10 protein-coding genes and 1 pseudogene are annotated in these 12,613 nt (G+C 35.1%); 7 read left to right on the top strand and 4 right to left on the bottom strand.

The window, feature by feature from the left end; genetic code table 11:
• The first annotated feature begins 71 nt into the window (after positions 1 to 71).
• The 3 genes from AC5YDH_RS11920 to AC5YDH_RS11930 all read left to right on the top strand — a co-directional run bounded on the left by AC5YDH_RS11920 (position 72) and on the right by AC5YDH_RS11930 (position 5,464).
• Complete coding sequence (locus AC5YDH_RS11920) at positions 72 to 3,176, top strand: multidrug efflux RND transporter permease subunit (protein ID WP_496119793.1); 3,105 nt, start codon at positions 72 to 74, stop codon at positions 3,174 to 3,176.
• Positions 3,177 to 3,465: 289 nt separating this feature from the next.
• Positions 3,466 to 4,803, top strand: a complete 1,338-nt coding sequence (mgtE, locus tag AC5YDH_RS11925; RefSeq protein WP_496119795.1) for a magnesium transporter — start codon at positions 3,466 to 3,468, stop codon at positions 4,801 to 4,803.
• Between the two features lie 82 nt (positions 4,804 to 4,885).
• A complete protein-coding gene (locus AC5YDH_RS11930; RefSeq protein WP_496119797.1) occupies positions 4,886 to 5,464 on the top strand; it encodes a DUF4112 domain-containing protein in 579 nt (192 codons plus the stop codon).
• Between the two features lie 67 nt (positions 5,465 to 5,531).
• Here the strand turns inward: AC5YDH_RS11930 and htpX are convergent, their stop codons facing one another.
• Entirely contained in the window at positions 5,532 to 6,437 is a 906-nt protein-coding gene (gene htpX, locus AC5YDH_RS11935; protein WP_496119798.1) for a protease HtpX, read from the bottom strand.
• 137 nt (positions 6,438 to 6,574) lie between these two features.
• On the bottom strand, positions 6,575 to 7,408 hold the full coding sequence (locus AC5YDH_RS11940) for a lytic transglycosylase domain-containing protein (RefSeq protein WP_496119806.1): 834 nt from the start codon (positions 7,406 to 7,408) through the stop codon (positions 6,575 to 6,577).
• Positions 7,409 to 7,904: 496 nt separating this feature from the next.
• Here AC5YDH_RS11940 and ttcA point away from each other — a divergent pair, with 496 nt between their 5' ends.
• Positions 7,905 to 8,828 carry a tRNA 2-thiocytidine(32) synthetase TtcA gene (ttcA, locus tag AC5YDH_RS11945; RefSeq protein ID WP_496119800.1) on the top strand — a complete coding sequence of 308 codons (924 nt, stop codon included), beginning with the start codon at positions 7,905 to 7,907 and terminating at the stop codon, positions 8,826 to 8,828.
• A gap of 218 nt (positions 8,829 to 9,046) precedes the next feature.
• On the top strand, positions 9,047 to 9,430 hold the full coding sequence (locus AC5YDH_RS11950) for an SCP2 sterol-binding domain-containing protein (protein WP_496119801.1): 384 nt from the start codon (positions 9,047 to 9,049) through the stop codon (positions 9,428 to 9,430).
• A gap of 74 nt (positions 9,431 to 9,504) precedes the next feature.
• On the opposite strand, the gene AC5YDH_RS11955 is transcribed toward AC5YDH_RS11950, so the two are convergent.
• Entirely contained in the window at positions 9,505 to 10,620 is a 1,116-nt protein-coding gene (locus AC5YDH_RS11955; RefSeq protein ID WP_496119802.1) for an MltF family protein, read from the bottom strand.
• Between the two features lie 363 nt (positions 10,621 to 10,983).
• On the opposite strand from AC5YDH_RS11955, the pseudogene AC5YDH_RS11960 reads away from it, so the two are divergent.
• Both AC5YDH_RS11960 and AC5YDH_RS11965 read left to right on the top strand, forming a co-directional pair.
• A pseudogene (locus AC5YDH_RS11960) lies at positions 10,984 to 11,127 on the top strand (transcription elongation factor GreB); the annotation flags it as partial.
• A 129-nt stretch (positions 11,128 to 11,256) separates the two neighbouring features.
• Positions 11,257 to 12,348, top strand: a complete 1,092-nt coding sequence (locus tag AC5YDH_RS11965; protein ID WP_496119804.1) for a hypothetical protein — start codon at positions 11,257 to 11,259, stop codon at positions 12,346 to 12,348.
• On the opposite strand, the gene AC5YDH_RS11970 is transcribed toward AC5YDH_RS11965, so the two are convergent.
• A partial coding sequence (locus AC5YDH_RS11970; RefSeq protein ID WP_279043810.1) for a transposase occupies positions 12,316 to 12,613 on the bottom strand: 298 nt, incomplete at its 5' end. The two genes, AC5YDH_RS11965 and AC5YDH_RS11970, sit on opposite strands and share 33 nt — an antisense overlap.

The following is a 12,613-nucleotide window of genomic DNA, read 5'->3' on the forward strand; positions in this document are numbered from 1 at the left end:
AACCCAAATTTTCACGTTAATGTCACACGTTTGTGGTGAAATTAGCTCTACATCGGAAGCGTAAAAAGACAATGATGTCGAAGTATTTTATTGAACGTCCAATTTTTGCAGGTGTTTTAGCCATTTTTGTCATGGCTTTAGGGTTGTTCTCAATATTAAACTTACCAGTAGAACGGTATCCAGATATTGCTCCTCCAAAAATTTCAATAAATACCACATACTCTGGTGCAGATGCTGAAACAGTAGAAGAAAGTGTTACTCAAATTTTAGAAGAACAAATTAAAGGCTTAGATCATCTTTTATATTTCAGTTCAAATAGTGATTCCACAGGAAGAAGCCGTATTCAAGTTAGTTTTGAAAATGGAACTGATCCAGATACTGCACAGGTTCAGGTGCAAAATGCTATTAATGGGGCTTTAAATCGATTACCTGAAGAGGTACAACGCCAAGGGGTGAATGTTGTAAAGTCTTTGGGCGATACACATTTAATTATTGGCTTGTATGATGAATCACGTCAAAGTAATAACATCGCATTATCAGATTATTTACAAACACATTTAGAGTCTGAAATTGCTCGTGTTGATGGTGTGGGTGAAGTCGATGTATTTGGCTCTCAGTTTGCGATGCGCATTTGGTTAAATCCCAATAAATTAAAAGATTACAAACTTATACCAAGCGATATTCAAAAAGCAGTTGAAGCACAAAATACGCAAGTTGCCGCAGGGGGAATAGGTGAATTACCTGTAGCACAAGAACAGTATTTAAATGCAAAAGTAACAGCAGGGTCACGTTTTAAAACGGTTGAAGAATTTAACAATATCATTATTAAAGCCACTCAAGATGGTAGTTATATTTATTTAAAAGACGTAGCTCGTGTTGAAATTGGTGCGGAAAATTACCAAGCGTACAATACCATTAATGGCTATCCATCGGCAGGAATGGCTATTTCATTGGCTTCAGGTGCAAATGCAATTGAAACATCAAGATTGATTGATGAAGCGGTAGCCAATATTTCGAAAAAATTGCCACAAGGATATAAGTTAGTTTATCCAAGAGATAACACACCTTTTGTTCAAGAGTCTATTAATGAAGTTGTGAAAACGCTTTTCGAAGCCATTTTGTTAGTGGTTATTGTTATTTTCTTATTTTTACAGAACTGGCGCGCAACACTTATTCCAGCGATTACAGTTCCTGTTGTGGTATTGGGAACAATGGCAGTTTTATTTGCTACAGGGATGAGTATTAATACATTAACCCTATTTGCTTTGGTCTTAGCAATTGGTTTATTGGTTGATGATGCGATTGTTGTGGTGGAAAATGTTGAACGCTTAATGCATGAAAAAAGCTTAAGTGCAAAGCAAGCATCCATTGAATCTATGCAGGAAATTAGTGGTGCTTTAGTGGGAATTACACTAGTTTTAAGTGCCGTTTTTATTCCAATGGCATTTTTTGGTGGATCAACAGGCGTTATTTATCGTCAGTTTTCTATTACGCTTGTGACAGCAATGGCAATTTCTTTGGCTGTTGCATTGGTGTTAACACCTGCTTTATGTGCGATCATTTTAAAGCCCAATCATAAACCTTATGCATGGGCAAATCGCTTCAATAATTTTTTAGAAAATGTAAAAGCTAAATATATTTCACTTACTTTTAGAACACTACAAAATCGATTAGTTACTATTGTTATTGCATGTGCATTAACTCTTACATTTGCATTGTTTTATCGAGTATTGCCTACAAGCTTTTTGCCTAATGAAGATCAAGGCGCCTTAATGCTTCAGATCGCATTACAAGATAATGCACCAATGTCTAAAACCATTGAAGTGGGGGAAAATGTACGTCGTTATTTCTTAGAGCATGAAACAGCTAATGTAGATTTAGTCATGCTGCGTTATGGTCGAAGTCGAGGTGGTACAGGGCAAAATTTAGCGCAAGGTTTTGTGAAGTTAAAACATTGGGATGATCGTAGTGGTAAAGAAAACAGCGCAAATGCGGTGAAAGAGCGTGCGATGAAATATTTCAAAGCCAATAAAAATGCCAATATTATGGTTATGATGCCACCAGTCGTAAATGGTTTGGGCGATACCAATGGTGTTAACCTTTGGCTGCGCGATATTGAAGGACAAGGGCGTACTGTTTTAAATGAAAAGTTTCAAGAGTTAAAGACTGATGCACCTTATTATAAAACTTTTGAAAACCTAGATAAAAAAGCAATACCAGATCGTGCGAAGCTTGTTGTTCACATTAATCAAAAAGCTGCAATGGCAGCAGGTTTGTCACCTACAGATATTAATAGCACTCTGTCTGCTGCTTTAGGCGGTAAGTACATCAATGATTTTATTGATCGAGGGCGTATTAAGAAAGTCATGATGCAAAGTGAAGCATTATTTAGAGCGAAACCAGACGATTTGCAATTTTGGTCGGTACGAAATAATAAAAATGAAATGGTGCCATTCCCTAGCTTTTCTGAAACATACTGGTCAGGTGGTCCTGAAATTGTGAATCGCTTTAATGGTTATGCGGCTCTTGAATTAGAAGCTGATAAAACAGCAAATGTAAGTAGTGGGCAGGCAATGAAAGATTTACAGAATTTAGTAGATCAGATCCCTGGTGTCGATTTAGCTTGGAGTGGTATGTCTTATGAGGAAAATAAGTCGAGCAATCAAGCACTCTTACTTTATTTGGTTTCTATAGGGTTTATTTTCTTATGTTTAGCCGCACTATATGAAAGTTGGTCTATTCCTGCAGCGGTTATGACCGCTATTCCATTAGGTATTGGTGGTAATATTCTATTTAGCTACTTTGCAGGTTTCCCAAATGATATTTACTTCCAAATTGCATTGTTAACGACTATTGGTCTGTCATGTAAAAATGCAATTTTAATTGTTGAGTTTGCTTCTATGGCACAGCAACAAGGAAAATCAGCTATTGATGCGGCTTTAAGTGCCGCAAGATTACGTTTACGCCCCATTTTAATGACGTCTATTGCATTTGGTGCTGGCATTTTACCTCTTGTTTTTGCCTTTGGTGCTGGTGCGGCAAGTCGTCAAGAAATTGGAGTAAGTGTTTTGGGTGGGGTGGTGTTTGGTACTGTACTTGTACTTATATTTATTCCATTTATGTATGTGCTTATTCGTAATATTTTTAAAGTGAAGCAACAAAATATCGAAAGTTAAGTATTAAGATGTCAGTTTGATCATTAATAGAACTAAAATTCATTTATAATCATTTGAATTGTAGATTTTTTGTTGCATGGGTTGAGTAATACATAACTTGTTTGTAGTATTTGCACGCCGTATAAACGGTATATAGAGGATCACGTTCCTAAATGGACAGGCATAGTTGTCATTTATCTTACATTTCAAAACATTATATTCACCTCATACAGGATGAAGGTATTTTGTTGGCAATGAACTAATTTGCCATGTTGCCTTTATTACTGCGTGAGAGTAATGAGGGACTAACATGAGCTACAACAATTTTTTGTATTTAATTAATGACGCACTTAAAAATAATCATATCGAGCTTGCTCTCGAGTCATTAAAAACATTCCGTGCTGCCGATATTGCAGATATTATCGCTCAATTACCTATTGAGAATAGTCAGACCTTAATTCTGAATTTGCCCGACCGTTCCTATGTTTTTTCTTACTTATCTCCCGATATTCAAGCTGAGCTTGCTAAGGTTTTGCCACGTCAGGTTCTAGCGGACATTATTGGTGAGATGTCTTCAGATAAGCGAGCAGATGTATTTAAGCGCTTAGATGAAAATCAACAAAATGCATTATTACCTGCTTTAGCTCAAGCAGAGCGTGAAGATATTCGTTTGCTTTCATCTTATGTTGAAGGAACTGCGGGAGCTATTATGAGCTCCGAATACGCAACGTTATATCCGAATATGACCGTAGCAAATGCAATTAAAATGTTACGCGCTGAAGCACCAGATACTGAAACAATTTATTTTGCTTATGTTTTGGATGAAGCACGAAAACTGTTGGGCGTGATTTCATTAAAACAACTTATTTTGGCACAAGAACAACAGAATATTAATGAGTTGATGGTGACCAATGTTCTTTTTGCAAAAGTAGATTCAGATCAAGATGAAGTGGCAAAAATTATTGCACGTTATGACTTATTAGCATTGCCAATTGTTGATGAACAAGGTGTTATGGTTGGTATAGTCACGCATGATGATGCCATGGATGTTGCACGCGAAGAAGCAACAGAAGATTTCTTAAAGGCTGGTGCAGTTAATGCAACATCAAGTCTAAGTTTAAAGTCTACGCCTATTCTTCAACTTTATAAAAACCGTGTTTTCTGGCTTGTATTTCTAGTATTTGGTAGTTTGCTTTCGGGTATCGGAATTGCTCACTTTGAAGATATTATTGCACAAAATATTGTTTTAGTATTTTTCTTACCTTTACTTGTGGGAAGTGGTGGTAATGCAGGATCACAGTCATCTACATTAATGGTACGTGCTTTAGCAACGGGTGATGTTCAATTTAAAGATTGGTTCCTTTTATTAGGACGTGAAAGTTTGGTTGCTCTTTGTTTAGGCTTAACTATGGCTTTGGCGGTTTCATTCTTAGGTTTTTACCGTGGCGATGAATATGTTGCTTTAGTCCTTGCGATTAGTATGGTCGGAATTGTTTTACTAGGCTGTTTAATTGGCATGAGCTTACCATTTATTTTAAACAAGTTTGGTTTTGACCCAGCAAGTGCATCAGCACCTTTGGTCACCTCTATTTGTGATGCGACTGGTGTTTTAGTGTATTTATCTATTGCTTCCATTATTTTATTTTAGTGCGTTGTAATATTGATATAAAACGAAGATGAATGCGTATATGCTCAATCTTAATTAAATATTGCTTCAATGATAGATTGGTATGGGAAAACAAAAAAAATTAAGTCAGCAAGAAGTTATAAAGTTAGAGCGTGATCTTGCAAAATACGCCAATATGATGGATTCGGTAGTTCGTATTCCATTTACTAAGCAGGGCGTAGGTGCAGATGCAGCACTGAGTACAATCCCTGTAGCAGGTGATGCTGCAGGTTTTGTACTTACATGCTATGCCATTTATAAAGCAAAGCAAATTGGTGTGCCCAAGCATAAGTTAACACCTGTAATGAAAATGGCTGTGGTTGATGCTGTGGTTGGTGTTATTCCTATCGCAGGCACAATATTTGATATTTTCATTAGACCCAGTCGAAAAGCTTTAGATGTTGTACATGAACATATTCGCCTCGAATATCAGATTCATTCTGACCATCATGTTGTACATCCGTTTTTACATGAAAAATTGGAAAAGAAACAACGTAACTCTGCTTTTTGGCGTAATCCTGTTGTAGCTTGGTTATGGCTACATATTCCAGATATTTTAGGGTTATTGTTTCTTGCAATATTCTTTTATGCTTTATGGGTTGGTGGTAGCTTGGTCATTCAGTGGTTACAGAATTTTTTATAGTCGATGTAACATAATAAAAAAGCCTCCAATTGGAGGCTTTTTTTAATGCTTAATTTAACTTGTTCAATTAAGGCACATTAAGTTGCTGTAATGCAGCAACACGCTGTTCAATAGATGGGTGAGTTTGGAATAGGGCAGCTAAACTAAAGCCTTCTTCTTTACCTGCCGAAATAGCAAAAGCTTTCATCTCTTTTGGCATAGCATCTGGTAATTCAGATTCTGCTTGTAAACGTAATAACGCAGAAATCATGGCTTGTTTGCCAGCAAGACGAGCACCTGCTTCATCTGCACGGTATTCACGTTGACGAGAGAACCACATTACAATTGAAGACGCTAAAATACCAAATACGATATCAAGTACAATTGTAATTGCAAAATAGCCAAGACCAGGGGCTTCGCCATCTTGTCGACCGAAAACATTACGGTCAATGAAGTCACCAACAACACGAGCAAAGAACATAACAAATGCGTTCACAACACCTTGAATAAGGGCAAGAGTAACCATGTCACCATTGGCTACGTGTCCAATTTCGTGAGCAAGTACTGCACGCAATTCATCTTTATTCATACGCTCAAGTAAGCCAGTAGAAACAGCAACGAGAGAGTCGTTTTTATTCCAACCTGTTGCGAAAGCATTTGATTGATAAGATGGGAAAATACCCACTTCAGGCATGTTAATACCGGCACGTTGCGATAGTTGAGCAACTTCTTGTAATAACCATGCTTCTGCTTGGTTGCGAGGGGCATTAGGGTCTATGAGTTCAGTACCAGTTGTTTTTTTCGCCATCCACTTAGACATGAATAGTGAAATTAAAGAGCCAACCATACCAAAGACAAAACAGATCACTAAAAGGTTGCCTAGATTTAAGCCACCCGCGCCATGGTAACTACCGACACCGAAGAGTGACAAAATTATGCCAGCTACAACCAGTACCGCGAGGTTGGTAAGCAAGAACAAACCAATCCGCATCATTGAGAGAATCCTCTTAAAAATTAAATAGGTAAGATTTATAAAAATAAATCTATTCTTAAATATGCGGTGTCTATTGCAAAAATTCAAGAATAAATTTTAAAAAATAATCGCTTTATTGAAGAGTGTAGGTCATCTAATTAGCGTGGAGTCGCATTGGCATATGTAAATGTGCCATCACTCGTTTGAATAATTTTTCTTTGTGGCTTAGGTGATGAATGTGTCAAGTTGATATTAGATGCAGTTTTAGTTTGAGTTGGTTTTGTAGTAGCAGTGACTTCAGAAGCAGATTGTTCTGATGTGGTAGAGCTTGCTGAAAATCCTACACCACTTGAATAGAGGTTTTGAAAACGACTATTTACTCGACGTACATAATCTTGAGTTTCTCTAAAAGGTGGAATGCCACCATATTTACTCACATTTCCTTCACCTGCATTATAGCCTGCGAGTGCTAAAGATGTATTTCCATTGAAGCGTTCTAATAACCATGCTAAATATTTTGCACCCGCCATAATATTTTGATGCGGATCATAGGCATTTGAAACATTAAATCGGCGTGCAGTTGCAGGCATAAGTTGCATAAGACCTTGAGCACCAACAGGAGAGCGAGCATTGGTGTTAAAACCAGACTCTGTATGCATAACGGCTTTAATTAAGCCTTCAGATACGCCATGTGTAGAGGCTGCTTGTCGAATGATATGGTCAAAAGCATTTTTATTTTTACTATAGCTTGGCAGAACTGAAGATTCAGATGAGCCCCAATTCGAATAGTTATGTATGTTGCTATCTGCGTAATAAGTGATTTTGATACGTTGTAAAGATTGATCTGAGCTTTTCTTATTCGTAAGTAGTGTACTGCCTTTACTATCTTTATACATGTAAACTTGCCCCGCGTGCGTAGGCAATGCCATGAAAGAAATAGCAGTAGTAGATCCCAATAAAAAAAGTGAAATAAATCTTAAATTTTTAATCATTAGCAGTATGAGCATTTATATACGGCAACATTAATACAATCGATTTTAACAAATAAAAATATAAATAGAAGCACTAAAGCATTTTTTTTGGATTACGTATTCACAAAAATCAAGTCAATTTGTTGATTCAGTAATCAAAAAAAATATTTATTTTTTTTTAACGAGCATTGCTTGACAGGGTTAAGTTATTGAAAATAAATATAAAATAAATCGATCAAAAAATAACCAATTTAAATAGAAGCCTTAAATTCAGGGTGCATAACCTTGTCAAGTACTTTTAAATCCACAAAGTTATCCACAGCTTTTGTGGAAAACTGTGGAAAAGTCCAAAAGATAAGCATCTTGACTAAAAAGTGAACTCTAACGTTCAAAATTACAATTTTTTTAAGAAATTTTTATGACAAAAGCAATTATTTTTTTATTACATTCTTTTGGTGCGATTTGGCACCATTTCGGCTAAAATTGCGCAGTATTTTTATTATGGTTAATTTCGTCTATGTTCTCACCAGTTGAATCCGAACAAGGATTTAATTTCAAGCCTGAATTGCCTACTAGTTCGGCATATTATCGGTTGTTGAAAAAACTCCGCCGTCAAGTTGGTCATGCTATTCGTGATTTTAAAATGATCGAAGATGGTGACAAAGTCATGGTGTGTATTTCTGGTGGTAAAGACAGTTATACCTTGTTGGATATTTTGTTGCAGTTTAAGCGCATTGCACCAATTAATTTTGATGTTATTGCGGTTAACCTAGACCAGAAACAACCAGGCTTTCCTGAAGATGTTTTACCACGCTATTTAGAAGAAAATAATATTCCGTATTATATTCTTGAAAAAGACACATACAGTATTACGAAACGTTTAACGCCAGAAGGTAAAACTTATTGCGCAGTGTGTTCTCGTTTACGCCGTGGTTCATTGTACGGTTTTGCTCAAGAGATTGGCGCAACTAAAGTGGCATTAGGTCACCACCGTGATGATATTTTGGCAACATTCTTCTTAAACTTATTCCATGGTGGTAGTTTAAAGGCAATGCCGCCTAAACTATTGTCATCAGATAAAAAGAATATTTTGATTCGTCCTTTGGCTTATGTTGAAGAAAAAGACATTATCAAATATGCAGAAATGCGTAAATTCCCAATTATCCCTTGTAACTTGTGTGGTTCTCAAGAGAACTTACAACGTGCAATTTTAAATGACATGTTGCGTACTTGGGATAAAGAATATCCAAAACGTTTACATAGTATTTTTGGTGCTTTACAAAACGTTTCTCCATCGCAACTTGCAGACCGTGAATTATTCGATTTCGAAGCTTTAGATAGTGAACGTGAAATTGATTTCACTGGAAGTTGCACAGTAGATGAAACACCTGGGGCAAGTAAAAAAATTAATATGGTGAACTTAGGTTTCGCAGCAGAATAAATTACATTTAGACACTATTTCTTCGGAAGTAGTGTCTATATCCAAATATGTATTTATAAATAATAAAAAAACTAAAACATCAAAAATTGAACGCTTCGTACATATTTTCTTATCCTTATTTTAAAATTACGTGCTATAACAACTGACAAGCAAAATTTGCTTTAGAATTATGCTGTTTGGATAAATAGCAAAATGTATAAATATATAGAGGAAAGATCATGCCTGCTTTTTTAACTGATGATTGGTTTTCAACTGTAGAAACGCTTACAGCACAAGCTGGCGATTTAAATTTACCACCTGCGCTTGCAAACCTTGCAATTAACTTAGTGGTTGCTGATGCTTCAGGTAATACTGAATTGTCTTTGGATGGTGGGGCAATTAAAAAAGGTCTATCTTCGAATGCAAAAACAACATTAAACATGGATGGTGAAACTTTACGTAAAGTTTTCCTTGAGTTTGATATGGCTGCTGCTATGCAAGCATTCATGACGGGTAAAATAAAAGTTCAAGGTGATATGTCACAGCTTATGGCATTACAAACTGCAAGACCTAGCCAAGAACAAAAAGATTTGTTCAAAAAAGTGTTAGAGCTAACAGCTTAAAATATTAAATAAAAAAAGCTTACCTTTTGGTAAGCTTTTTTTATTGCTGTCAAAATATAAATATTTCAATAAGTTTAGATATTTACAAGTTGAGGCGTTGTTTTGATATGCTCAAGATAAGCACGAATACGCGTTACGTATTGCACAGCTTGTCTATATTGACCATTACTTGCTTTGTTACGGTCTAAATAAGCATAAAAGTTGACCCAGTTGTCTGGATCTTTACCTTGAGCTTTAATACGTTTTTGAATCTGATTGACTGTGCCTGGTCCCATATTGTACGCAGCAAGTGCATACCAATTACGATCTGGGAAAGGGATGTCTTCATAACGACTTAACATTAAGTCGTAGTACTTTGCACCACCTTGAATGCTTTGGGCAGGATTAGTACGATCACTTACACCCATTGCTTTTGCTGTGCTGTTGGTGAGCATCATTAAACCACGAACACCTGTGGGAGAAACAGATGTTGGCTTTAAATAAGATTCTTGATAACCAATAGCAGCAAGTAAATGCCAATCTAAATCATATTCTTGAGCAGTCTTTTTGAAACTAGCCTTATATATAGGCATACGTTTACTTAGATCGCTTTGAATGCCATCCCAATATTCTTCTTTCACCACATTACGGTTATAAAAAGAAGCAAGTTGGTTTAGAGATCCATTTTGTTTACTTTTACAAATAAAGCCACTTGCAGTTTGTGTAAGTGGATCATCTGCATGTTTAAACACCCAATTTAATTCAGTATTTAAACCATTCTTTTCTAAACTATTCAAATCACCACATGATGCAGGGAGAGATGTCAGTTTTTTAGTTTCAATTAATTGAGTGTTTGCAGTGGTCATTGCAAAATTTGCTTTACCAGTTGCAACCATTTTCAAAGCAGTTGCATTATCTTCAACTGTTTGGAACTCTAATTGTACATTTAGGTTATCTGCATAGTTACGGACTAAGTCGTAGCCGAAACCGTGAAAATAATCACCATCTTCAAATACGGCAGATGGATTAGCAACAGAAACAACGGTTAATTTATTTTGATTAACAACGTTGTCGAACTGATATGTTGCTTTACTTGCATTAATTGCGTGAAACGGAAAAATAAGGCTAGTTAATGCAAGTGCTTTTAAAGAGAGAGAGAGTTTATTTGAGTTAAGGCTAAGCCTCGACCCAGGTGTTGAACTACTGTGCATGTTGTCTCCGCTACAAGTAATTTATGCCCAAAAAGTAAAGCTAAAAAAAGCTTCCATCTTTTTAAAGTTTGATAAATTCAATAAGGGGGTGGGCAGTCATGACGTCATTCAAAATGACATGAGATTAAGGATGAAAAATGTAGAAAAACTACATTGTTTAAAAAACAACCTAAGCTAAAAGTTGAGCGAATATTAAAGGGGGAAATTCGAGATGTCAAATTTTGTACTTAAAAAAATAAAAAAATATATTATAACTATTTGAAAATGTGGGTTTTATTTTTTTATTTTTTTGCTTTTTATAAATTTTAGTATAAATTTGGTATATTAAATCCTGTACAAGAGTAAAAAATTGCTTAGAAAATCATGAAATCAAACTTAATTACTCGTACAGGACACGACCTTCTTGTCGCTGAATTAAAGCATCTTTGGCATGAAGAACGTCCCGAAATCACTAAGAAAGTGAACTGGGCGGCAAGCCTTGGAGATCGGAGTGAAAATGCCGATTTTTCTAAATAACCCTATTTTTTATACTATTCAGGAAAAAATTAAAATCTTTTAATGGTTTAGTAAAGTTATGTTTACTATTTGGATATACTATTTTTTGCCTGATATTTTTAGTTTTGGGTGTTAATTATTATGATTATGGAAAATATCAAATTTGAGATTATTTCAGAAGATGGAGTAATACCTGAATTATTGCTAGATTATTGGAAATTTGGTGAGAAAAGGAGATTTGAATTAACTATTAAAGATATACTTGAAAAATACAGTTTTCAAACACAAACAATTTTAGCGCAAGAAGTTGGTAAAATTGGTTGTTTACAAGTAATTAAATTGAAGGATTGTGGAACATGTTATGATAAACGTGATTTTTATACTAGAAGTGATTTTAATTACTTCATAGATAGAGTAAGACGTTTTGAAGATAAATGTATTGAATGTTTAAATGAAAAAAATTTTAAAATTACTCAAGAGGCTATTCAATATTATAAGGAAAATTACGTTTCATCAAAACCTAAATTCGCTCAAGATAATGAATTAAATTATCTAGAAAAAATTCACTTGTATTTACTGATCGTAAATTATCTTGAGACCCGAAAAAAAAATTGGTCTGCCTTATATACTTTAACGGGATATTTTTGTAAAAATAATGTGGAAAGTTTAATAAAAAAAGGCTTTATTTACAATCAAGAAGGTTCTTTTAACTTAAGTCAGAAACAAGCTAAACTAAGACAAATATATTGGGATAGCCAAAGTATTTTTAATAGTGATTTTAAGGAGGAAATATGTAACTTCTTAAAAATTAATTTTGATCACTATTCGGTACTTGTTACTCCATCTCAATATGAAAGCATTGATGATTGGTTGATAGGTTTATTTAAAGAAATTAAAGAGCATAAATTAAGCTTAAATGACATCAAGGATGTTGAAAAATTCTTATTTAATATGCGTATTTCAGAAATATACGCACTCGCAGAATTTGTATGTGAATCAAATAAGATACCTTTATTAAAAGATAATGCCCTAGAATTTGAATTTATGAGAGCGATTGATAAATATAATTTGGAACAAATTTATAATATTTTTAATTATCAGGCAACGTATACAACATCTACTCTTTATAAGATAAGTGCTATTGAAAAGGCTTTGTTGCACAAAGATTTGAAATGCAAAGCGCACCTAATTGAGCCAAATTTAAGGCGTAACTTGGGTAAGTGGTCGACCTAATTCCGTAAATCTGTTAAGGACTGCTACACGTGCATGGATCTCATTCACTTGGCTATCAAAACTCCTTGCACTGAGTTTATCTCCTAATAATTTGATGCAATGCATCTTAGTTTCAACCAAACTTCGCCGATGATAGCCTGACCATTTTTTCCATAGTGTCCTGCCTAAACGTTTAATTGTTCGAAGTAATTCATTTCGCTCTAGCGAGCTACTCTTTGTATCTTTCCATGGTTTCGCATTTTTTCTAGGTGGAATCACCGCATGC

This window comes from Acinetobacter sp. FY683, assembly GCF_059515885.1.

What these genes read in the sequence shown, in the direction of transcription:
- AC5YDH_RS11920 (WP_496119793.1), top strand. Translation starts at nt 72, where the DNA reads ATGATGTCGAAGTATTTTATTGAACGTCCAATTTTTGCAGGTGTTTTA.
- mgtE (WP_496119795.1), top strand. Translation starts at nt 3,466, where the DNA reads ATGAGCTACAACAATTTTTTGTATTTAATTAATGACGCACTTAAAAAT.
- AC5YDH_RS11930 (WP_496119797.1), top strand. Translation starts at nt 4,886, where the DNA reads ATGGGAAAACAAAAAAAATTAAGTCAGCAAGAAGTTATAAAGTTAGAG.
- htpX (WP_496119798.1), bottom strand. Translation starts at nt 6,437, where the DNA reads ATGATGCGGATTGGTTTGTTCTTGCTTACCAACCTCGCGGTACTGGTT.
- AC5YDH_RS11940 (WP_496119806.1), bottom strand. Translation starts at nt 7,408, where the DNA reads ATGATTAAAAATTTAAGATTTATTTCACTTTTTTTATTGGGATCTACT.
- ttcA (WP_496119800.1), top strand. Translation starts at nt 7,905, where the DNA reads ATGTTCTCACCAGTTGAATCCGAACAAGGATTTAATTTCAAGCCTGAA.
- AC5YDH_RS11950 (WP_496119801.1), top strand. Translation starts at nt 9,047, where the DNA reads ATGCCTGCTTTTTTAACTGATGATTGGTTTTCAACTGTAGAAACGCTT.
- AC5YDH_RS11955 (WP_496119802.1), bottom strand. Translation starts at nt 10,620, where the DNA reads ATGCACAGTAGTTCAACACCTGGGTCGAGGCTTAGCCTTAACTCAAAT.
- AC5YDH_RS11965 (WP_496119804.1), top strand. Translation starts at nt 11,257, where the DNA reads ATGATTATGGAAAATATCAAATTTGAGATTATTTCAGAAGATGGAGTA.